Source organism: Pseudarthrobacter sp. MM222, assembly GCF_947090775.1.
In the GTDB taxonomy this organism is placed as follows: Bacteria; Actinomycetota; Actinomycetes; order Actinomycetales; family Micrococcaceae; genus Arthrobacter.
The window spans coordinates 1,237,043-1,258,389 of record NZ_OX352321.1 but is presented as its reverse complement, the minus strand read 5'-3'; the positions used below and the strand labels follow the sequence as shown (position 1 = coordinate 1,258,389).

Here is a 21,347-nt window from a genome sequence, read left to right as displayed (position 1 = left end):
GCCAGAGTCAGTATCCCAGCGTGACCGGGACCTGTTCCTGGCCGGCGGCACCGGGCGCCACCGCGACCGTTGAGATGTCCTGCGTGCCGTCCTGCTGCAGCAGCACGGCGCCATAGGCCGCCTCGCCGGCGGCGGAGAGCAGATACCCGACGACCGGCGAACCGTCCACGTCGGCGGGCACCTTAATGGAGGCCGTGGTGCCGCCGGCCATGTCCGCGGCGGCGGCCGATCGGATCTTTCCGTCGGCCGTAATCGGCGTGTAGGAGATCGTGGCCCGCCCGTCCGGGGCCCCGAAGACCAGATAGCGGTCCCCGGTGGTGGGTAGGGGCACGACGTGCTGGCTTCCGAGCCTGGCCGAGGCCGGGGACCAGGCGAGATCCGCGGCATCCTCGGAGGCGAGCCCCTTGGTGACCCGGGCGGCAGCGGTGAAGGAGACGTCCGAGCTGGCTTCGACCGTGTAATAGCCAGCCGGCACACCGGCCAGCGAGACTTCGGTGACCGAGCCGGCCGTCGCCTTCACGACGCCGCCACCGGGCAGGGCCTTCTGCCCGTCGCGGCCGTAGAGCTTGATGGCCACGACGGCGTCGGCGGATCCGGGCACCGCGATTTGCAGTGATGGTCCGGCATCCGCGAAACCCGGTTTCGCAGTCAGGGTCGCCAGCGCGGCGGGGTCCTGGATATCCACGCCGGCGATCACCTGGCGGACGGCGGGAGCGGTTCCCGGCACGATGAAGTCCACCCCGCCCGGGGTGAGTCCGCGCAGCACGCTTTGCTGGATGACGGCGGCCACCGGACCGCCGGCGCTGCGCACCCGGACGCCGAGCCGTTGCTGTCCCGGGGCCAGGCCGGCCAGGATGACCGAGCGGGTGGTGCCGGGGGCAACGAGGAGACCCCGGCTTCCGGGGGCCTGGATCAGGCCCTTCGCGCCGTACAGGTCGAGGCTGACTGTGGCCGGGGTGGTCGAGGCGTTGGTGAGGTTCAGGACGGCAGTCCGGCCGAGCGCGGTGTTCGCGCCGACCAGCCACAGATCGTTCGCCGGCTGCTGGCAGGCCGCGGCGGCTGAACCGCGAAGGTCGCCGTCCCCGGCCGTGTAACTCATCAGGGCACCGGCGGAGGCCTGCCGGTTCGCCTGGGCATCCGCGCTCAGGACGCTGACGGCGTCGACGGGGCGCTGCGGTACCACCCCGGCCAGCAGCACGGGCGAACCGGCGGCGGGCTTGGCGGCGGGCGTATCCGGCGCGGACGGGTCGGCGGCCTTAGCGAGCTCAACCAGGGTCTTGCCCTTCAGCGAGGCGAGCCGGCTGCCGGGGAGCTCTCCCGCGGTGGAGCCGAGCACCACGGCGTTCACAACGGTGTTTGCGGTGCCAGATTCGGGACTGAACTGCGGATCGGTGCCTACCGGGGTGCCTTCCAGCAGCCGCGCGGGACCCGGACAAACGCCGACGCTGCTGCCGGCGGGGACGGCGGCCAGCGGCGCGTCGAGCTGCCTGCTGCTGCCGGGGCCCTGCGGCGACAGCGAGGCCGCCGACACGAGCCCGCCGCCCGCTGCAACCAGCACAAGGGCGGACAGGACGCCGGCCACCGTGCCGCCGCGCGGACGGCGTTGCCGTCCCGCCGGCGCCGCCGAGTCGGCTGCCCGTCGGCTGGCCGGCTTTGATCCATCCTGTTCCGCGGCTTCGTGGCCGGCGTTCTCGCCGTCGCCGGATTCCTTATGCATGCTGATGTTCCTTACGCAGGGAGCCTTCGTCCCGTGAGAGCCCGGTGTTCGGCCGGCGCGCCGGCATGGGAATGGCGAGCAGGGCGGTCAGGCCAATCACGATGGCCTGGGCTATGCCCGCCCAGAGGGCCCACGGCGCCTCGTAGCGGATGCTCAGCTGGCCGCCCTCGGCCGGCAGGGTGAAGGCCTGCGCCCAGCCCGAGGCCGTGGCGGTCAGGCGGCGGCCGTCGAGCCAGGCAGTCCAGCCCGGGTCGGCGCGTTCGGCGAGTACGACGAGGCGGCCTTCCGGCCCGGCAGGGACCGGGGCTCCGGCGGACACCGCTTCAGAGGGCAACAGTTCGATGGCCGCACCGGCGCCGTCGACGATCCGTACGCGGTGCGCGACGTCGGAGGCTTCGATGACCGGCTGGTTCAGGGGGCTGATCCGCCACAGCCAGCCGGCGTCGGTCTTGCCGACGGCGACCAGCCCGGGGACCGCGTCCATCCGGCTGGAAGTGAGCTGGGCCGCCGTGTCCGAAGCCCGCAGGACCACGAAGCCGACTCCGAGCCGTTCCAGGTCTTCACGGGGATCCACTCCCTGTCCGGCCACGATCGTCGCCACCACGCTGCGCAGGGACCCGGCGACGGCGTCGTCGTCGCGGACTGTTTCGTTCCCCGGCGCCCCCTGGATGGACCGGGCCGCGGCGACGGCGGACAGCGCATCCAGGGTGGTACCGGCACCGCGCATCAGGGTGGCATCGAAGCCGCCGTCTCCGGTGATGGAGATGATCAGGGTCCGGGCCTGTTCCGGGCCCTCGCCGCGGTCGATCGCCGTAGCCGGGAGGGCGCGGGGCGTCGCCGGCTGGACCAGCCGCGGGGTGCCGAGGCTTCCCGCGGCGGCGGACGCCGCAACGGGGGTCCCGGGCTGCAGGAGGTTCTGCGCCGCCCACGCCGTGAGTCCGGCGAGCGGTCCGGCGAGCAGCAGGACCGTGGCGGCGGCGGCGGTGGCGCGGATCAGGATCCTGCGTCCGGCCGTCGCTGCTGCGGCCCGGCCGGCGGCGTCCAGCAGACCTTCGGTTCCGAGCAGGGCGGCGCCAAGGATTCCGAACGCGGCGGCGGATACGGCGGATCCGGTGAAGGGAGTGACCAGGACGCCGGCACCGGCCCCGGTGGCGACGTGCCCGGCGAGCCAGCCGCCGGCCAGCATGAGCACTGACCCCGCAAAGAGCCACCGGGCCACGCGTGCGCGGCGTCCGGGCAGGAAGAGCGCGGCGATCGCGAGCAGCAGGACGGGCAGCCCGATCAGCAGGGCGAGCAGCAGGGCCCATGGCACAAGCGGGCCGCCGGCGCTGCCGCCGAAGACCGGAAGGCCGGTGAGGCCGCCGTCCGCGGCGAACCGGACCGGCTGGCCCAGCGCCTGCTGCCAGAGCGGCGCGGCGTCGAAGCCCAAAGGCAGGCCCGGATCGGCCAGCAGGGCCCGCGGCCGGTCGAGAACGGAAAGGGCAAAGGGTACAAAGAGCGCCGCGCTGGGCAGCAGTGCCCACCACACCGTGCGGCCCCGGCGGCCGAGGAGCACGCCGCACAGAATGACCACCACGATGGCGGGTACCAGCAGGGCGGGGGCCGCCGCGGTGACGACGGCGAGCGCGAGCCCGGCTGCGGCGGCCGCGGTCCAGGAGGGGGTTCCGTTGATGCCGGGCTTGACGGGAGGCTTCTCGGTAAAGCGCTTCTCCCCCGGTGCGGGAGCTGCATATCGCCCGCGTCCGACGGCCGTGCCGGTGGCGCGCAGCAACGCGAGGACCAGCAGTGGCATCATCACGTGGGCCAACAATGCGCCGACGCGGCCCTGGTTGAGTGCCACCTGAAGGGCCGGTGCGCAGGCCCAGAAGAAAGCGGCTGCCAGGCGGAGCCGGCGTCGTTGCGTCAGTGCGCCGGCAGCCAGCCAGGCACCGAGCGCGGACAGCGGCATGGCGAGGATGAGCAGCCAGAGGACCGCCGCGTTGGCATCTCCGGCGCCAAGGACGCCCAAGATCCAGAGCACGTAATCGAAGGGGTCGCCGTGGCCGGGGAGTCCGGCACCGAGGCTGATCCACCAGCTGGAGGCATGGGTCCAGATCTCGGCCAGCCGGAGCGAGACCGGAATCAGCGCACCGCCCGAGACCGCGTCGGCCCGGAACACGTTGAGCAGCCCGAGCAGGGATGCGGCGGTGGTGACGAGCACGGCGAGCAGCGCACCGTTGCCCACCCAGCCGCGCTCGGAGGTGGCGAGGGCAGCGAAGTCCTGCGATGAGTCCCCGCTGGGTTCGTCGGCCAACTCGTCGCCGGCGAGGCCATCGGCGGCGTCATCGGCTCCCAGGGCTTCCATCAGGGAGCGCCGGTGGGCCCAGACCTCGCGCCGCGGTGTCTGGAGTCCCTTGATGACGGAGCGGCGGATGCGGCGGGACTTGGCTGCGTTGCGGCGGCCTCGGACCACCGCTGCGGGGCGTCCGAGGGCGACCAAGGTTGCAAGCAACTGGGAGAAACCGTGGCCCGGGTCTTTGACGGCGATGCTTAGGACAAGTTTGAAAAGGCTTCCCAGGAGGGCGCCTGCCGCGTGCAGCGGGACCTGCCAGCCGGCCGCATGCTTGAGCCGCAGATGGACCTGGGCCTTGCGGGCCGCCTTCGCGTTGCCCAGCGCGTGGGGGCGATGCGAAACGTGGAACATTTTGGCGGTCGGGACCACCACCACCCGGTGTCCGGCCAGCCGGTTGCGCCAGCAGAAGTCGATGTCGTCGCCGCTGCCGGGAAGCGCGGGGTCAAAACCTCCGAGATCCTCCCAGACATCCCGGCGGACGAGCATGCCGGCGGAATTAACGGCGAACGTGTCGGTGCGGCCGTCGTACTGGCCCTGGTCGAGTTCGTCAGCGTCGATCAGGGTCAGCCGCTCAGCCCAGCGGCTGGTGGACAGCCCGACGTCGATCAGGTGCCGTTCGGCATGCCAGTCGAGTTGTTTACAGCCCGCGACAGTGACCGACGGGGCCCGTTCCACGGCGTGCAGCAGTTCGGCGAGGGCCTCGGGGGCCGGGGCGGCGTCGTCGTGCAGCAGCCAGATCCAGTCCGTGCCGGGCTGGTCGGCGCCGCCCTCCGCGGCGGCGCCGGTGGCCGCGGCGGTGCCGGTGGCCGTGTGCCATGGTGCGAGGGCGCTGAGCCCGGCTGCCACGGCGGCGCCCATGCCGCTCCGGGGCTGCTCGAAGTGCGTGACGTTGGCCTTGCCCAACGCCTGTTCCAGGAGAGCCGCGGAATGGTCACGGGAACCGGTGTCGACGCCGATAACAGCATCCGCCGGCCGGGTCTGGCCCGCCAGCGCCGCCAGGGTCCTGGGGAGGAAGTCACCGCCGTCGTGGGAGACCACGACGGCGGTGACTCGTACTTCCTGAAGAATTAGACTGCTCGCTTCCTAAGCCGGCGGCGCTCCCGCTCGGAGAGACCGCCCCAGATCCCGAAACGCTCGTCGTTGGACAGGGCGTACTCGAGGCACTGCGAACGTACATTGCATGCGCCGCAGACCTTCTTGGCGTCGCGGGTGGAGCCGCCCTTCTCGGGGAAGAACGCCTCCGGGTCCGTCTGCGCACAGAGCGCATCCGTCTGCCAGCCGAGCTCACCTTCATCGTCGAAGTCCTGCTGGGACGGCAATCCGATCCAGACCGGCTGCGCGGTGGTTCCTGCGTGGAGGGTCTGCAGTTCCATCGGCGGGTCGTGCAGATCGTTATCCTGGTCCGGGTTACCGGCCAGAAGTTCGTGCGCCGCGAGGAAGGCCGTGGCCTGGTCCTGGAGTGAGTCCCTGGCGTGTTCGTTGTAGCGGTCTGCTGCGTCCGGGTCGGCCGGATCTACGTACCAATCACTCGGCACGCCGCGCGAACGGTATTTCGCCGTCGCCTGGCCGGCAACTACGGCATCTTCATGGATACGCTCTGCAAGCCCCATGGCGTTTCCCTCCTGATTTTGCAGCCTCTGCCTGTCCCTAGGACACTCGGATGTGTTCCGGTTTCTGCGCATTGGCCTTCGATACCTAATTACACGCGTGTAAGTATCCGGGAGTCAAGCCACGGCGGGAATAATAATCAAGGTCGGACGCGAACCGGGGGCACGCCACGCCCGCACTTTCGAACCTTCCGAGGTGCTGCAGGCCTGCAATTATCAGCGTACTGAGTACTTTCAACGGTTTTTACCGGAATTCCGCGGTAGTTGCGCATCCTCACTGCGCCGGAAACCGACCCCCAGGGCGGGGCTATGACAGAGATCACACCCGGGCGCCCCGCGGCACAACTGCCGTGACAAGATGAACCCATGAGCATCCCGGCATTCGATCTGATGACAGCCCTGCGCTCCGGCCAGTCCACCTCGCCGCGGCTCACCTGGTACGGACCGGAGGGCGAGCGCGTGGAGCTCTCCGGCCGGGTCCTGGACAACTGGGTGGCTAAAACCAGCAACCTCCTGCAGGACGAGCTCGACGCCGAGCCCGGAACGCGGCTCCGGCTGGACCTGCCCGCGCACTGGAAGTCCCTGATCCTCGCCCTCGCGGCCTGGCAGCTGGGGATGGAGCTGGTGCTCGACGCGGGCGAAGCGGACCTGCTGGCCACCGCCGACCCCGGCCCCGCCGCCGCCCAAGGTGCGTACGACGCCGTCCTGGCGGTGGCGCTGCCCGCCCTCGCCATGCGCTGGCCGGGCGAACTACCGAGCGGCGCCGTCGACTACGCTGCGGAAGTGCGGTCCCATGGTGACGTGTTTATGCCGCACATCGAGCCGGAAGCCTCCCGCCCGGCCCTGCTGACCACCGCCGGGACTGCCCACACGCACGGCGGCCTGCTGGACGGGTTCGCGGCACTGCAGGACGAAGCCCAGCGGCTGCTGGTGCCCGCCGCGGACGGCCTCGAGGCGGCCCTGGCCCGTTCTCTGGGCGCCTGGAAGCACGACGGTTCGGTGGTGCTGGTGCACCCCGACGTCGAAGTGACGGACAAGCTGCTCAGCGCCGAACGGGTCGACACCTAGCAGCCGGCCCCACCTGCTGGCGCCGGGGAACCGGCCCCGGCTAGGACTGGTGGCCGGGCAGCTCCGGATCCTTGACCTTCGGCTCCGGTACCCGGACGCCGTCGGGGGTGTGCGGGTGCGGGTGCCGTTCGATGATTTCGTGGTCGTGGGAGAACTCCGGCTCTTCGTCGAGTTCCTTGTTGAACACCAGGAAGCGGTAAGCGAAGAAACGCACCACTGTTGCCACGAGGATGCCGGCGATGCCGGCGGCGAAGAGCATGTTCTTGTCCGTGACACCGAACGCGTACTTGGCGAGCGCGGTGAATCCGGTGGAGATGCCGATGCCGATGCCGTTGATGAGGATGAACATCAGGAACTCGCGCACCACATTGTCCTGGCGGCGGTGGCGGAACGTCCAGAAGCGGTTGGCAATCCAGGAGAAGATCGTGGCGACGCTGGCGCCCACGAGTCGGGCCTTGGCCTCGCTGTCGGTCATCGGCCCGTGCATCAGGTAATACGTGAGTCCGTTGTCTATGACGAACGCAACACCGCCCACGGCACCGAACTTGGCCACTTCGCGCCAAAACAGCGAGGCCAGCCCGCGCATGCGCTCAGTAAGTGTAATATTCATGACCCTCCGTGGCCTGCTCAGAACTGTCGGCCTTTGGGCCAACGGCCCATTTTAGCGCCGATTGCCGGACATGTGCCCCGCCCTGGCGCTTCCCTTGCGGTTGGAATTGGCGCCCGGCACCCCCGCTGCCCGTCCCGCCAGGGCTGGAAATACGACGGAATACGCCGCCCCGCCTGTCTCCGCCGCCGCAAAGTCGGGGTTAGGGCGAGGCTTTCGGTAGTCTGGGAGATGTGACTTTTCCTGTAATCGGTGTTGTTGGCGGCGGCCAACTTGCCCGAATGATGGCCCCGGCAGCCACTGCCCTGGGCTTCGAGCTCCGCGTCCTTGCCGAAGCTGAGGATGTCTCGGCGGTCTCCGCCGTGGCTAACGCCCCGGTCGGTGATTACACCGACCTGGACCATCTCCTCGAGTTCTCCCGGGGCGTGGATGTCCTGACGTTCGACCACGAGCATGTCCCCACCGAGCACCTGCGTGCCCTGATCCGGGCCGGCGTGAACGTCCACCCGGGCCCGGATGCCCTGGTCAACGCCCAGGACAAACTGGTGATGCGCGCCGCCATCGACCGGCTGGAACTGCCCAACCCGCGCTGGGCCGCCGTCGCTGACCTGGCGGAGCTCATTGCCTTCGGGGACGACACCGGCTGGCCCGTGGTCCTGAAAACCCCGCGGGGCGGCTATGACGGCAAGGGCGTGCGGATCATCGATTCCGCCGAGGACGCCGCGGGGGCCGCCGCATGGTTCGACGCGATGACTCCGCTGCTGGCCGAGGCCAAGGTGGAGTTCAGCCGCGAACTCTCAGCCCTCGTTGCCCGGACCCCGGATGGCGAGTCCCGTGCGTGGCCTGTGGTGCACACGATCCAGGTCGACGGCGTATGCGACGAAGTCATTGCCCCTGCCCTGGACATCCCGCTCGAGGTGGCCGCCGCGGCGGAAAACGCCGCTATCCGGATCGCCACCGAGCTGGGCGTCACCGGTGTCATGGCCGTTGAACTGTTCGAAACCCCGGGCATCGGCGCAGGCTTCCTGATCAATGAACTCGCCATGCGCCCGCACAACACCGGCCACTGGACGCAGGATGGCTCGGTCACGAGCCAGTTCGAACAGCACCTCCGTGCCATCCTCAACTTGCCGCTGGGCGCCACGGACGTCCTCGGACCCGTCGTCGTCATGAAGAATTTCCTCGGCGGCGACAACCAGGACCTCTTCTCCGCCTTCCCCGCTGCCCTCGCCAGCGAGCCCGCCGCCAAGGTCCACTGTTACGGTAAGGCCGTGCGGCCGGGCCGGAAGATCGGCCATGTCAACCTCGTCGGCACGTCCACGGCTGAGGTCGGGTCCGTCAGGGCACGGGCCACCACCGTGGCCAACATCATCAGCACCGGACGGGCTCAGGCCAGCATGCCATCAGTACTTTCCGAGGAGACCGCATGAGCGCCAGCATCGAAACGCAGACCGCCGGCAGCGCATCGCAGAATGCCGGCAACGGTGACCCCCTCGTGGGACTCGTCATGGGCTCCGACTCGGACTGGCCCGTGATGGAGGCCGCCGCCGAGGCCCTCGCCGAATTCGGCATCCCCTTTGAGGCCGACGTCGTCTCCGCCCACCGCATGCCCGCCGAAATGATCCGCTACGGGCAGACGGCGCACCAGCGCGGACTGCGGGTCATTATTGCCGGAGCGGGCGGCGCAGCGCACCTGCCCGGCATGCTCGCGTCCGTCACGCCGCTTCCCGTGATCGGCGTGCCCGTGCCGCTCAAGACGCTCGACGGCATGGATTCCCTGCTGTCCATCGTGCAGATGCCCGCGGGCGTTCCGGTCGCCACCGTGTCCATCGCAGGTGCGCGCAACGCCGGATTGCTGGCCGTGCGGATCCTGGCGTCGGGCACGGACAGCCTGGCCGTCCAGCTCCGGGCAGACCTTGTTGAGTTCGCCCAGGAACTCAACGACGTCGCCTCGCGCAAAGGCGCCAACCTCCGCCAAAAAGTGAGCGAAGTGTTCGCCGACGGAAACGTCGTTCCGCGGGGCAGCCGTTAAGGATTACCTGATGACCAACAGCTACGCCCCCGCGCCGCAGAACAGTCAGCGGCCGGATCGGCAGAACCAGCAGCCGTCCCTGACGAACCCTGTCCGGTATCCCTCGGGCGCCGCGGCACCGGTCCTGACCAAGCGCGCGTTCCTGCTGGTCCTGATGACACTGCTGGTTCCCGGAAGCGCCCAGATCGTTGCGGGCAACCGGCGGCTGGGGCGGGCCGCCCTGCGCGTCACGCTGGTGGTGTGGGCCCTGGTCCTCTTGGCGGTGGTCCTGCTCCTGACCGCGCGTTCAACGCTGATCAACCTGATCACGAACCCCCTCGCTTCGCTCCTGCTGGTCATTGGCCTCGCGGCGCTTGCCCTCGGCTGGGCCGTCCTGTTCTACAACACGCTGCGCCTGATCCGCCCCGTCCTGCTGAGGCCGAAAGTGCGTCCCGCCGTCGTCGTGGCCCTGGTGCTTGCAATGGTCCTCGGCAGCGGATCACTCGGCTACGCGGCCTACCTGCTCAACGTGGGACGCGACGCGATCGGGAACATCTTTTCCAACGGCCCCACTATCGAACCGTCCGAGGGCCGGTACAACTTCCTCATGATGGGCGGCGACGCCGGGGCGGACCGCACGGGGCGCCGGCCGGACAGCCTCTCCGTCATCAGTGTTGACGCCAAGACCGGCAAGACCGCCATCATTTCGGTGCCGCGCAACCTGCAGAACGCGCAGTTCAGCGAAGACTCCCCCATGCGCAGCATCTACCCCGACGGCTACGACTGCGGCGACGAGTGCCTCATCAACGCCATCAACACGGAAGTCACCAACGAGCACCAGGACCTGTACCCCGGGGTGCAGGATCCGGGGGCGCAGGCGACGCTCGAGGCGGTTTCCGGAACGCTCGGCATCAAGGTCCAGGCCTACGTGCTGGTGGACATGGAGGGCTTCTCCAAGCTCATCGACGCGATGGGCGGCATCAGGATCAAGGCCGGCGGCTGGGTCCCCATGAGCGGTGACATGGTGGACGAGGCCAATGGCATTCACGGCATGCCGCTGGGTTGGATCCCCGCCGGGGACCAGACCCTGGACGGCTACCACGCCCTCTGGTACGGCCGTTCCCGGGAATTCGTGGACGACTACGCCCGGATCCAGCGGCAGCAGTGCGTCCAGCAGGCCATGCTCAAACAGCTCGATCCGGCCACCCTGCTGTCCAAGTTCGAAGACATTGCCAAGGCGGGCACCAAGGTGGTGGACTCCAACATCTCTGCAAGCCAGCTCGGAAGCTTCGTAGACCTTGCCATGAAGGCCAAGAGCCAGGACGTGGGCCGGCTGACCATCGGCCCGCCCGACTTCGACGCGTCTTTCTCCACGGTGCCGGACTTTGACGTCATCCAGGAGCGGGTGGACCAGCTCCTCGCCGCGAAGGCCTCGGCTTCCGCCGATGACGGCGTGCTGCCCCAGGCTGCGGCGCCCGGACCGCTCTCCGCCGCCGGCGCGGTCCCGGGCACGCAGCCCGCGCCGTCGCCGTCGGACTTCACCCCGGTCACCACGACGCCGGACGGCAAACCGATCACGGAAAAGATGCTCAACAATTTCAAGCGCCAGGGCGACGAACAGTCGATCCGCGACCTGGTCGCCACGAACGGGCAGTGCGCGCCCCTGTAGTATCTTCCCCGCACACCGGACTGCGGGACGCGGCCGGGACCGGATCAGGTGCTCCGCCGAAACCTCCACGACCGAACGTTCTTGACCAGATAGGGACCAGGCAGTGTACGAACTCGAGAACGTCCTCCGGCCTTACGCCTGGGGTTCCACGACGGCGATCGCCAAACTGCTCGGCCGGACCGCCTCCGGCGGTCCCGAGGCTGAGCTGTGGATCGGCGCGCACCCCGATTCCCCGTCCGTGGCGCTCTCATACGCGGCGTCCGGCTCCGGCGGGGCGCACGCCGCGGGCTCCGACGACGACGGCCGCCGGAGCCTGAACGCCCTGATCGCGGAGGACCCGGCACACCATCTGGGCGGCGAGAGCCTGGCCGAATTCGGTCCCCGGCTCCCGTTCCTGCTCAAGGTCCTCGCCGCCGAGCGCCCGCTCTCCCTCCAGGTCCACCCGACGCTCAAACAGGCGCGGGAAGGCTTTGCGCGCGAGGAGGCAGCCGGCATGGACCCGGCCGCGGCCGAACGCAACTACAAGGACGACAACCACAAACCTGAAATGATCTTCGCGCTGACGGACTTCGAGGCGCTGTGCGGCTTCCGGCCGGCCGCGGAGTCGCGGGCCGTTTTCCTGCATCTGGCCGCCTGCTTTGACCTGGCCGGGCTGGAGCTTCCGCCGCTGCTGCCCCTGTTGCTGGATGATCTGGCCCAGCCCGACGAGCCGGCGGCCCTCCGCGCCGCCTTCGAACGGCTGATCGCCGGCGGCGAGGACGTCTCGAACGCCACCGCGATGATCGTCGCGGCCCTCATCTCCGGAGCGCCCATGGCAACGCACGTGGCGGAGCTGACCACCGTCGTCAACCTCAACGGCGACTATCCCGGCGACCCGGGCGTGCTGATCTCGCTGCTGCTGAACCGGATCTCGCTGGCCCCGGGAGAGTCCGTGTACCTTCCCGCCGGCAACGTGCACGCCTACCTGCGCGGCCTCGGCATCGAGGTCATGGCCTCCTCAGACAACGTGCTCCGCGGCGGGCTGACGCCCAAGTTCGTGGATGTGCCGGAGCTGCTCAAAACCGTGGCATTCGAGTCCGTTGGAGTGCCGATGCTCGACGCCGAGACCACGATGCTCGGCCAGGAACTCTTCTGTCCCCCGTTCCGGGAGTTCCAGCTGCAACGGGTGGAACTTCGGCCCGGCGGGGGGCCGGTTCCGCTGGCACAATCCGGCGCCGCCGTGGTTCTCGTCGTCGCCGGCGCCGTCCTGCTCGACTCCCCCAAGGGCGAGCTTCGCCTCGACCGTGGCGCCAGCGCATTCCTGCCCGCCGCCGAGGCCCCGGTCAACGTCCACTCCGTCTCCGGTGCCACCGAGACTGCCCTGGCGTTTGCCGTCACCACCGGACTGAAGGCCTGACAACGTGGACTATTTCCTGCAGGGCCCCCGATGGGCCGACTTCCTACGCGCACTGGGCCGGACCGTCCATGAAGAGGCCGGGCCGGGCTGGAGCTTCCTCGCGGTAGAGGAGTCGAACCCGGCCGGGAAGCTGCTGTACGCACCCTACGGTCCGGTGGCCGCATCGCTGGAAGCGTTCGACGCCGCCCTAACGGCGCTGACGGAACTTGCGCGCCGCCGCGGCGCGGTGTTTGTCCGGATCGAGCCTGTGAGCGCCGGCCTGCGGGTCCCCGACGCCGCCGCCGTGCTGCGCGGGCGCGGACTGCAGCCCGCGCCGGCGAGCCAGCAGCCCGAGCTCAGCTGGATCGTGGACCTGGACCGCGACTTCAAGGAAGTCCTGGCGGACATGAAGCCGGTGAACCGCAACCTGTACCGGAACATCCACAAGAAGGGCGTGACGTTCCGCTCCAGCCAGGATCCGGCCGAGATTTCGGTGTTGCTGGAGTTCCTGCACATGACGGCCGCACGCAACGGTTTCAAGCCCCAGAGCGACGAATACCTCAGCCAGGTGGCCCGTTCCCTGATGCCGGCCGGCGCCGCGACGCTGTTCATCGCCGAACTGGAGGGCACGCCCATCGCCGCGGCCCTGGCGTACGACTCGGCGGACACCCGCACCTACGCCCATGCCGCGCTGGATGATACCCACCGCAAGCTCAGTGCCGGGATTCCGCTGCTGGTGACCCTGATCGCCGATGCCCAGGCGAAGGGCCTGAAGCACGTGGACCTCTGGGGTGTGGCCCCGGAAGACCAGCCGGACCACAAGTGGGCCGGTTTCACGGCGTTCAAGAAATCGTTCGGCGGACGCGGGGTGGAGTACCCGGGAACCTGGGACCTGCCCGTACAGAAGCTGCGTTACGCCGCATACCAACTCGCCCGCCGGGCGGCGCAGGCCGCGAAGACGATCCCCGCGAAGCTCCGTCCATTGAGGGACAAGCTTCCAGCCCTCCGGCGCTAACGTTAGGCGGGGACGCTGCTCCCTCTGACCAGTGGACATGTCCGCTGTTGAGGCTGGTGAGCACGGCCAGCCCGGCCCCTGCGCCCACTGGACATGTCCCCCGCTGGGCCTGACCAATGGACAGAATGCCAATCTGCTCATTCCTTAGCGCGACCACTGGACATGTCCCCCGCCCAGGCTGGTGAGCGCGGCCAGCCCGGCCCCTGCTCCCACTGGACATGCCCCTCCCTGGGCCTGACCAATGGACAGAATGCCAATCTGCTCATTCCTTAGCGCGGCCACTGGACATGTCCCCCGCCCAGGCTGGTGAGCGCGGCCAGCCCGGCCCCTGCTCCCACTGGACATGCCCCTCCCTGGGCCTGACCAATGGACAGAATGCCAATCTGCTCATTCCTTAGCGCGAGCACTGGACATGTCCCTGGGTGAGGAACTGACCCCGCCCCCGGACGCAGCGGATCCCGGGCGCAAAGTGCGTCCCGGGATCCGGTGGTGCTACTGGTCGCTGCGGACGCTGGTCCGCGGCGGCCTAGCCCTTACGGGCGTAGCCTTCCCACTTGCTGGCCTGGTGCTCGCCGTCCACGAACCGGATAGTGCCGGACTTGGAGCGCATCACGATGGACTGGGTGAGAACCTTGTCCTTGGAGTAGCGCACGCCCTTGAGCAGGTCACCGTCGGTGATGCCGGTGGCCGCGAAATAGCAGTTGTCGCTGGACACGAGGTCGTTGGTGGACAGCACGCGCTCAAGGTCGTGACCGGCGTCGATGGCCTTCTGCTTTTCTTCATCGCTCGTGGGCCATAGGCGGCCCTGGATCACGCCGCCGAGGGACTTAATGGCGCAGGCCGAGACGATGCCTTCCGGCGTTCCGCCGATACCCATGAGGGCATCCACTCCGGTACCGGCGCGTGCGGCCGCGATAGCCCCGGCGACGTCGCCGTCCATGATGAACTTCGTGCGGGCACCGGCTTCGCGGATTTCCTCCACGAGCCCACGGTGGCGGTCCCGGTCAAGGATCATGACGTTGAGCTGGTTGACCTTGACGCCCTTGGCCTTGGCGATGAGGTGCAGATTCTGCTTGACCGGCAGGCGCAGGTCAACCATGTCGGCCGCTTCCGGGCCCGTCACGAGCTTCTCCATGTAGAAGACCGCGGAGGGGTCGAACATGGACCCGCGCTCCGCGACGGCCAGGACGGCCAGGGCGTTGTTGATGCCAAGGGCGGCGAGGCGGGTTCCGTCGATCGGGTCGACGGCGACGTCACACTCAGGGCCCGTTCCGTCCCCCACGTTCTCGCCGTTGAAGAGCATCGGGGCCTCGTCCTTCTCGCCTTCACCGATGACGACAACGCCGTTGAAGTGGACCGTCTGCAAGAAGGAGCGCATGGCGTCGACGGCGGCACCGTCGGCCTTGTTCTTGTCCCCGAAGCCAACCCAGTGGCCACCGGCGATGGCCGCGGCTTCGGTGACGCGGACCAGTTCCAGTGCGAGGTTGCGGTCAGGCTCATCGATCCCGACGGCGAGCGACGGGGAAAGCGTGGAGTATTTCTGGGACATGGGCGCTGGTGTCACGTGAACCTCTTCTTCGAGTGGCGATCATTGATGCCGGACGGCCAAGGTCGATCCGTCGCGGTGATTCGTCTGTAACTGATCATAGTCGCGCAGGAAAGCTACGTCTCAGCATGACCCTCCCGTGAAACACCTCACCAAATCCCCAGCCCGCCCGCCCGAATGTGAGAACGGCTCCGGCATGGGCGACTATAGAGGTGTGAGTGAAATGCAGGATACGTCCGCCACAGACCCAGCAACCCCCGCCGGCGGAACCGCCCAGGGCGCCGCCCGCGCTGAGGTCCAGCCGCCCGTCAAGCCCGTGATCGCGCCGGGGGCGGCGAAGCGGGCGAACGCATCGGTCATCGGAATGATCATCGCGCTGGCGCTGAGCATCGGCACTTTCCTTCCGATCGTGCTGATGAATCCGTCACCGAAGAGCGACGGCTACCGGCCTGACGTCAATGTCAGTGCCATTGCGCAGAACGCTGCGGGTGTGGCGGGATTCACACCGCTGGCCCCTTCCGCGGGCGACACATTCCGTCCGAATTACGCCCGTTGGGAGTCCGGCACGGGCAGCGGAGTCGCCACCTGGGAGGTCGGCTACATCACTCCAAAGGAGTCCTTCATCGGTCTGGTGCAGACCCGGCAGTCCAACCCCACCTGGTTGTTGCAGCAGGTCAGGAACGCTCCCGTGACGGGAACCCGGAACGCCGGCGGACGGGACTGGGAACTCCGGGACAGCGGCAAGGGCGACAAGAGCATGGTGCTGGTCCACCGCGGCACCACCGTCATCTTGACTGGTCCCGCCCAGCTGGACGAGTTCAGCGCGCTGGCCGCCGCCGTCGTGAAGTCATTGGACAGTAATCCCGAAGCAACAGTTTCACCCTCCACCGCTCCGTCCCCGTAAGGTAGTGGCCGTGGCCACTTACCTGACTCCTGCACTTGCTTGGCGCCGTCTCCGCGAAGGCAACGAACGCTTCGTTTCCGGCACTTCCTCACACCCGAACCAGGACGCCTCGCGTCGGTCCTCCCTCGTGGAGAACCAGCACCCTTTCGCCGTAATCTTCGGTTGCTCCGATTCGCGGCTGGCGGCCGAGATCATCTTCGACCTGGGTCTGGGCGACGCGTTCGTGGTCCGCACCGCGGGCCAGGTGATCGACGACGCCGTGCTCGGCTCGCTCGAATACAGCATCAGCGTGCTGGCTGTTCCCTTGATTGTGGTGCTGGGACACGACAGCTGCGGAGCTGTCAGCGCCACGAAGTCCGCCGTCGAAACCGGCCAGATGCCGGTCGGCTTCATACGCGACCTCGTCGAGCGGATCACGCCCTCCGTCCTGACCTCCCTCCGCAACAATGAGACCGAAGTCAACGACATGGTGGTGGAGCACGTCAAGCAGACCTCGCAGCGGCTGGTTGACAGCTCGCGTGTGATTTCCGCCGCAATTGAAACGGGACGAGCCGCAGTCATTGGATTGTCGTACAGCCTCGCGGATGGCCGGGCGGACCTCGTTTCCGGCGTCGGCGAGCTCTAAGAGACGGATCGGGGCACTTCACGGTTTTAGCCCCGGCCGCCTCCGCCCAATAAGCTAGCTCCATGACCTCCACTGAAGAGTTGAACACCGAAGAGTTCCGCATTGAACACGACACGATGGGCGAAGTCCGCGTCCCTGTCAACGCCCTGTACCGCGCACAGACGCAGCGGGCAGTCGAGAACTTCCCCATCTCGGGCAAAACCCTGGAGCGCGCCCACATCGAGGCCCTCGCGCGGGTCAAGAAGGCTGCCGCGCAGGCCAACGCTGAATTGGGAGTGCTCGACGGCGAGCTCGCCCAGGCGATCGCCGACGCTGCCGATGAGGTCGCTGCCGGGAAGTACGACGGCGACTTCCCCATCGACGTCTTCCAGACCGGCTCCGGCACGTCCTCCAACATGAACACCAACGAGGTGCTCGCCGAGCTTGCCTCCCGCGCCCTCAAAGCGGCGGGAAGCGACAAGGTTGTCCACCCGAACGACCACGTCAACGCCTCGCAGTCCTCGAACGACGTCTTCCCGACGTCGGTTCACGTGGCGGCGACCTCCGCCCTGATCAATGACCTGATCCCGGCGCTGGACTACCTGGCGACGTCGCTGGAACGCAAGGCCGTCGAGTTCAAGGACGTCGTGAAGTCCGGCCGCACGCACCTCATGGATGCCACCCCGGTCACTCTGGGCCAGGAATTCGGCGGCTACGCTGCGCAGGTCCGTTACGGCATCGAGCGCATCAACGCCTCCCTCCCCCGCGTGGCTGAAGTTCCCCTCGGCGGCACGGCTGTCGGCACCGGCATCAACACCCCGGCCGGTTTCCCGGAGCGCGTGATCGAACTCCTCGCCGCCGACACCGGGCTGCCGCTGACCGAGGCCCGCGACCACTTCGAAGCCCAGGCCAACCGGGACGGTCTGATCGAAGCCTCGAGCCAGCTGCGCAACATCGCGATCTCCTTCATGAAGATCAACAACGACCTGCGCTGGATGGGCTCCGGACCCAACACCGGCCTCGGCGAAATCGCGATTCCGGATCTCCAGCCCGGCTCCTCGATCATGCCCGGCAAGGTCAACCCGGTCATCTGCGAAGCCTCCATCATGGTCTGCGCGCAGGTCATCGGAAACGACACCGCCATCGCCTGGTCCGGCACCAACGGCGCCTTTGAACTGAACGTCGGCATCCCGGTCATGGCCGCCAACCTGCTCGAATCCGTGCGCCTGCTGGCCAACACCAGCCGCGTCATGGCGGACAAGATGATCGACGGCATCACCGCGAACGTGGAGCGCGCACGCTTCCTGGCCGAGGCCTCCCCGTCCATCGTCACCCCGCTGAACAAGTTCATCGGCTACGAAAACGCGGCCAAGATCGCCAAGAAGGCCGTGGCCGAGGGCCTGACCATCCGCGAAACTGTGGTGGCCATGGGCTTCCTGGAACGCGGCGAACTGACCGAGGAACAGCTGGACACCGCACTGGACGTCATGTCCATGACGCGTCCGCCGCACAAGGCCTAGTCCACACAACAAGGTTTAGACCGCACGAGGCCTAACCGACTGTTGACCGCCCTCCGCCGGCCGGCACCCTTCAGCTGAAGGGTGCCGGCCGGCGTCGTGCTGGCGCCTGATCCGGTACCGTCTACAGCGGCTAGGTCCGGGGCGGCTTTCCCCCAGCAGCCCGCCGCTCCTCCACCGTATATGCCGCTGCCGCGGCGGCGTCCGCCATGCTGGCGCCACCGATCCGGGCCTCCCTCAGGCGGCGGGTCTTGGCGGACTGGACCGAGAAGGCCGCGTCCACGTTCCCCGCGGCATACGTCAAGGCGTCCTCGGCCCGGATGCCCAGGCTGCTGGCCGTCAACACGGCGTCCTGGTTGGCGCCCAGGTAGGTGAACTGCCACCCCCACTGGCTCTGCTGCTGTTCGACCAGAGCCTTGACCATGGCTCCGGTTGCCTCCCGCGAGGAGTTCTCGTGGCCATCGGTCAGCACGGCAACAAGGACCGTGCCCGGGCGCTGGTCCTCGGGCAGGGACGCCAGCTCCGCGCCGGCCTCCCCGATCAGCCGCACCATGGCATCGTGGAGGGCCGTGCTGCCGCGCGGCTGCAGGTCCAGAGGAGGAACATCCTGGATGTCCATGGCGGCGTAGACCCGCTCGTAGGTGTCGTCGAACTGGGCGAGGGAGAGCCGGCAACGGCCGGCCACCGATTGCTGTTCGCGGACGAAGGCAGCGAAACCGCCCACCGTGTCGTCCGCAATGGCACTCATGGATCCCGATCGGTCCAGCAGGACATGAACGTGGGTCAGGGCAGAGTCGGTCATGCTTCCCCATTTCCGGCCCGGACACCCGGGCCAACTTTTTCCAGCGGATGGTTGGACAAAAGCAGGGTACGTCCGGCCACCGACAATAAGACCGCTCCTCAGCCTCCGGGTACCCGCAGCCCGCAATCAGGATGCATTTTGCACTTAAACATGATGAGTGCAAATATGTACTTTGTGATTCACAGTGCAAATATTGAGGGCGGCCTCCGCGAGCGCAAACGCGCCGCTACCCGCGCGGCCATTACCGCCAGCGCCCGCTCGATGACTGCCGAGCGCGGCCTCAACGGCTATACCGTCGAGGAAGTCTGCGAACGGGCGAGCATCTCCCGACGGACCTTCTTCAACTACTTCCCCTCGAAGGAAGACGCGATCGTCGGGCATGTGGACGACGATTTTCCGGAAGAGATCGTCAGCCGCTTCGTCGCCGGGGGTGCAGGCTCACCGGCCGGCACCATCTCCGGCTCGCTGCTCTCCGATCTCGTGCAGCTCTCCCTGGACCTGTCCGAACGGATGAGCTCCTCCGAGGAAGAGACCCGGCAGCTGATCGGCGTCATCCAGAAGGAACCGCAGCTGATGCTGCGGATCATCGGCGCCTCCGAAGAACGCGAGGCCGAATTCGCCCGGATGCTTGGCGCCCGGGAGGGCGTCCCGGACGACCACCCCGTGGTCCGGATGGCGGTGACCCTCTTGGGCACCGTCGCACGGCGGACAAGCGCCGCCTACTTCTCAGCAGGCAACACCCGCCCCTACAGGGACATGCTGCTCGAGAACGTCGAAGCCGCCCGCGCACTCTTTTCCCTCCCCCTCAACCTCCCGTCCAAACCCGCCGAAGGACCGCAATGAGCACCGCCCTGACCACCCCACCGGCAGCCGAGCCGCTGCTGCTGACCCAGAAACGCATCTGGATCATCTTCTCCGCCCTGATCGCCGGCATGCTGCTCTCAAGCCTGGATCAGACCATCGTCTCCACTGCCATGCCCACTATCGTCGGCAAGCTCGGCGGCGTCGAGCACCAGGCCTGGATCACCACCGCCTACCTGCTGGCCACCACCATCGTGATGCCCATCTACGGTAAGTTCGGCGATATCCTGGGCCGCCGGAACCTGTTCCTCGTCGCCATCGGGCTCTTCACGCTCGCATCGGTGGGCTGCGCGTTCGCCACCGATTTCTGGGGCTTCGTGATCTTCCGCGCCCTCCAGGGCCTGGGCGGCGGCGGCCTGATGATCCTTTCGCAGGCCATCATTGCCGACATTGTGCCGGCCAAGGACCGCGGCAAGTACATGGGCCCGCTGGGCGCGATCTTCGGCCTCTCCGCCGTCGCCGGTCCGCTGCTTGGCGGCTACTTCGTGGACCACCTGACCTGGGAATGGGCCTTCTACATCAATATCCCCATCGGGATTGCGGCGTTTGCCATTGCCTGGTTCACCCTTACGCTGCCGAACAAGAAGGCCGAAAAGCGCATTGATATTCTCGGCGTGCTGCTGCTGTCCGCTGCTACTACTTGCCTGATCTTCTTCACCGACTTCGGCGGCAAGAAGGACGAAGGGTGGGATTCCCCCCTGACCTGGGCCTTCGGGGCCGGCATGGTGCTGGCGGCGTTGGCCTTCGTGCTCGTGGAGCGCAAGGCCGAAGACCCCATCATCCCGCTGAGCCTGTTCAAGAACCGGATCTTCGTGAACTCGACGGCGATCGGCTTCACCCTGGGGCTGGGCATGTTCGCGGCAATCGCCTTCGTCCCGACCTTCCTGCAGATGTCCTCCGGCACCTCCGCCGCTGAATCCGGCCTGCTGATGCTGCCCATGATGGTCGGCTTGATGGGCATGGCCATCTTCTCGGGCATCCGGATTTCCAAGACCGGCAACTACAAGATGTTCCCCATCCTCGGGGCCACCTTGACCATCGCCGCCATGCTGTGGCTGACCACCCTCACCGCTGCCACGCCCATCTGGGTCATCTGCGTCCAGCTTCTTGTCTTCGGCGCAGGCCTGGGCTCCATCATGCAGGTGATCGTCCTGGTGGTGCAGAACTCGGTTCCCGCGGACCAGATCGGCACCGCGACCAGCACCAACAACTACTTCCGCGAAGTAGGAGCGTCCCTGGGCGTCGCGGTCTTCGGCTCCATCTTCACCACCCGGCTCGCCGAGTCCCTGACCAACGCGTTCACCGGGGCCGGCGCCACTGCCGACCAGGCCTCGCAGTCGACCCGCACCCTGGATCCGCAGGCGCTGAGCCAGCTCCCGGAACAGCTCAAGGCCGCGATCGTCAACGCCTACGCCGATTCGCTGGCTCCGGTGTTCTGGTACCTGCTGCCTTTCCTCGGCATCGCCCTGATCCTGGCACTCACCCTGAAACAGATCCCGCTCTCGGACACCGCAGGCATGGTGGCACGTGGCGAGGCCGTGGGCGGCGAGGAGGCCGAGCGCCTCGAAGCGGAACGCCACGCCGGCGGTACCGCTTCGGCCGGGAACTCCGCTGCGGCAGGTGCAGCCACTCCCGCCGATGGCGGCGCCGCGGTACACACGGACGACGACGAACTCACCGCTGTGCGCCGCTAAGGCACACTGCCAAGAGAG

Annotated in this window: 17 protein-coding genes; 11 read left to right on the top strand and 6 right to left on the bottom strand. The window is 68.0% G+C overall.

Annotated elements, in window-relative coordinates; translation table 11 throughout:
- Positions 1–7: 7 nt before the first annotated feature.
- Genes OM977_RS05725 through OM977_RS05715 form a run of 3 tightly spaced genes read right to left on the bottom strand, consistent with a single transcriptional unit; the run spans position 8 to position 5,659 of the window.
- A complete protein-coding gene (locus OM977_RS05725; RefSeq protein WP_264356555.1) occupies positions 8–1,717 on the bottom strand; it encodes a DUF5719 family protein in 1,710 nt (569 codons plus the stop codon).
- On the bottom strand, positions 1,710–5,087 hold the full coding sequence (locus tag OM977_RS05720; RefSeq protein WP_264356554.1) for a glycosyltransferase family 2 protein: 3,378 nt from the start codon (positions 5,085–5,087) through the stop codon (positions 1,710–1,712). Before OM977_RS05720 ends, OM977_RS05725 begins: the two co-directional genes overlap by 8 nt.
- Before the next feature lie 29 nt (positions 5,088–5,116).
- Positions 5,117–5,659, bottom strand: coding sequence for a WhiB family transcriptional regulator (locus tag OM977_RS05715; RefSeq protein WP_264356553.1), 543 nt, complete (start codon positions 5,657–5,659; stop codon positions 5,117–5,119).
- 363 nt (positions 5,660–6,022) lie between these two features.
- On the opposite strand from OM977_RS05715, the gene OM977_RS05710 reads away from it, so the two are divergent.
- Positions 6,023–6,724 (top strand): TIGR03089 family protein, encoded by a 702-nt coding sequence (locus OM977_RS05710; protein WP_264356552.1) that lies wholly within the window; start codon positions 6,023–6,025, stop codon positions 6,722–6,724.
- Positions 6,725–6,764: 40 nt separating this feature from the next.
- On the opposite strand, the gene OM977_RS05705 is transcribed toward OM977_RS05710, so the two are convergent.
- Positions 6,765–7,334 carry a GtrA family protein gene (locus tag OM977_RS05705; protein ID WP_264356551.1) on the bottom strand — a complete coding sequence of 190 codons (570 nt, stop codon included), beginning with the start codon at positions 7,332–7,334 and terminating at the stop codon, positions 6,765–6,767.
- Positions 7,335–7,612: 278 nt separating this feature from the next.
- Between OM977_RS05705 and OM977_RS05700 the strand changes: the two genes are divergently transcribed.
- The 5 genes from OM977_RS05700 to OM977_RS05680 all read left to right on the top strand — a co-directional run bounded on the left by OM977_RS05700 (position 7,613) and on the right by OM977_RS05680 (position 13,401).
- Positions 7,613–8,761 carry a 5-(carboxyamino)imidazole ribonucleotide synthase gene (locus OM977_RS05700; RefSeq protein ID WP_264357314.1) on the top strand — a complete coding sequence of 383 codons (1,149 nt, stop codon included), beginning with the start codon at positions 7,613–7,615 and terminating at the stop codon, positions 8,759–8,761.
- 77 nt (positions 8,762–8,838) lie between these two features.
- Positions 8,839–9,363 (top strand): 5-(carboxyamino)imidazole ribonucleotide mutase, encoded by a 525-nt coding sequence (purE, locus tag OM977_RS05695; RefSeq protein ID WP_264357313.1) that lies wholly within the window; start codon positions 8,839–8,841, stop codon positions 9,361–9,363.
- A 10-nt stretch (positions 9,364–9,373) separates the two neighbouring features.
- A complete protein-coding gene (locus tag OM977_RS05690; RefSeq protein WP_264356550.1) occupies positions 9,374–11,011 on the top strand; it encodes an LCP family protein in 1,638 nt (545 codons plus the stop codon).
- 103 nt (positions 11,012–11,114) lie between these two features.
- Positions 11,115–12,407 carry a mannose-6-phosphate isomerase, class I gene (gene manA / locus OM977_RS05685; RefSeq protein ID WP_264356549.1) on the top strand — a complete coding sequence of 431 codons (1,293 nt, stop codon included), beginning with the start codon at positions 11,115–11,117 and terminating at the stop codon, positions 12,405–12,407.
- Positions 12,408–12,411: 4 nt separating this feature from the next.
- Positions 12,412–13,401, top strand: coding sequence for a lipid II:glycine glycyltransferase FemX (locus OM977_RS05680; protein ID WP_264356548.1), 990 nt, complete (start codon positions 12,412–12,414; stop codon positions 13,399–13,401).
- A 526-nt stretch (positions 13,402–13,927) separates the two neighbouring features.
- Here OM977_RS05680 and glpX read toward each other — a convergent pair.
- Positions 13,928–14,950 (bottom strand): class II fructose-bisphosphatase, encoded by a 1,023-nt coding sequence (gene glpX / locus OM977_RS05675; protein WP_264357312.1) that lies wholly within the window; start codon positions 14,948–14,950, stop codon positions 13,928–13,930.
- A gap of 220 nt (positions 14,951–15,170) precedes the next feature.
- On the opposite strand from glpX, the gene OM977_RS05670 reads away from it, so the two are divergent.
- The 3 genes from OM977_RS05670 to OM977_RS05660 all read left to right on the top strand — a co-directional run bounded on the left by OM977_RS05670 (position 15,171) and on the right by OM977_RS05660 (position 17,975).
- The gene (locus OM977_RS05670; RefSeq protein WP_264357311.1) at positions 15,171–15,851 is read left to right on the top strand and encodes a DUF4245 domain-containing protein; all 681 of its coding nucleotides are present in this window, start codon (positions 15,171–15,173) and stop codon (positions 15,849–15,851) included.
- Positions 15,852–15,861: 10 nt separating this feature from the next.
- The gene (locus OM977_RS05665; RefSeq protein ID WP_264356547.1) at positions 15,862–16,476 is read left to right on the top strand and encodes a carbonic anhydrase; all 615 of its coding nucleotides are present in this window, start codon (positions 15,862–15,864) and stop codon (positions 16,474–16,476) included.
- 62 nt (positions 16,477–16,538) lie between these two features.
- Complete coding sequence (locus tag OM977_RS05660) at positions 16,539–17,975, top strand: class II fumarate hydratase (RefSeq protein ID WP_264356546.1); 1,437 nt, start codon at positions 16,539–16,541, stop codon at positions 17,973–17,975.
- Between the two features lie 130 nt (positions 17,976–18,105).
- On the opposite strand, the gene OM977_RS05655 is transcribed toward OM977_RS05660, so the two are convergent.
- Positions 18,106–18,774: a vWA domain-containing protein gene (locus tag OM977_RS05655; RefSeq protein ID WP_264356545.1), complete on the bottom strand. Its 669-nt coding sequence runs from the start codon at positions 18,772–18,774 to the stop codon at positions 18,106–18,108.
- A 165-nt stretch (positions 18,775–18,939) separates the two neighbouring features.
- Between OM977_RS05655 and OM977_RS05650 the strand changes: the two genes are divergently transcribed.
- Both OM977_RS05650 and OM977_RS05645 read left to right on the top strand, forming a co-directional pair.
- A complete protein-coding gene (locus OM977_RS05650) occupies positions 18,940–19,617 on the top strand; it encodes a TetR/AcrR family transcriptional regulator (protein ID WP_442960700.1) in 678 nt (225 codons plus the stop codon).
- Positions 19,614–21,329, top strand: a complete 1,716-nt coding sequence (locus tag OM977_RS05645) for an MDR family MFS transporter (protein WP_264356543.1) — start codon at positions 19,614–19,616, stop codon at positions 21,327–21,329. The genes OM977_RS05650 and OM977_RS05645 overlap by 4 nt, the downstream gene beginning before the upstream one ends.
- Positions 21,330–21,347 lie beyond the last annotated feature (18 nt).

Bases quoted from the DNA above. Each gene is read 5' to 3' on its own strand.
- OM977_RS05725 (WP_264356555.1), bottom strand. From the start codon at position 1,717: ATGCATAAGGAATCCGGCGACGGCGAGAACGCCGGCCACGAAGCCGCG.
- OM977_RS05715 (WP_264356553.1), bottom strand. From the start codon at position 5,659: ATGGGGCTTGCAGAGCGTATCCATGAAGATGCCGTAGTTGCCGGCCAG.
- OM977_RS05710 (WP_264356552.1), top strand. From the start codon at position 6,023: ATGAGCATCCCGGCATTCGATCTGATGACAGCCCTGCGCTCCGGCCAG.
- OM977_RS05705 (WP_264356551.1), bottom strand. From the start codon at position 7,334: ATGAATATTACACTTACTGAGCGCATGCGCGGGCTGGCCTCGCTGTTT.
- OM977_RS05700 (WP_264357314.1), top strand. From the start codon at position 7,613: ATGATGGCCCCGGCAGCCACTGCCCTGGGCTTCGAGCTCCGCGTCCTT.
- purE (WP_264357313.1), top strand. From the start codon at position 8,839: ATGGGCTCCGACTCGGACTGGCCCGTGATGGAGGCCGCCGCCGAGGCC.
- OM977_RS05690 (WP_264356550.1), top strand. From the start codon at position 9,374: ATGACCAACAGCTACGCCCCCGCGCCGCAGAACAGTCAGCGGCCGGAT.
- glpX (WP_264357312.1), bottom strand. From the start codon at position 14,950: ATGTCCCAGAAATACTCCACGCTTTCCCCGTCGCTCGCCGTCGGGATC.
- OM977_RS05670 (WP_264357311.1), top strand. From the start codon at position 15,171: ATGCAGGATACGTCCGCCACAGACCCAGCAACCCCCGCCGGCGGAACC.
- OM977_RS05660 (WP_264356546.1), top strand. From the start codon at position 16,539: ATGACCTCCACTGAAGAGTTGAACACCGAAGAGTTCCGCATTGAACAC.
- OM977_RS05655 (WP_264356545.1), bottom strand. From the start codon at position 18,774: ATGACCGACTCTGCCCTGACCCACGTTCATGTCCTGCTGGACCGATCG.
- OM977_RS05650 (WP_442960700.1), top strand. From the start codon at position 18,940: ATGTACTTTGTGATTCACAGTGCAAATATTGAGGGCGGCCTCCGCGAG.
- OM977_RS05645 (WP_264356543.1), top strand. From the start codon at position 19,614: ATGAGCACCGCCCTGACCACCCCACCGGCAGCCGAGCCGCTGCTGCTG.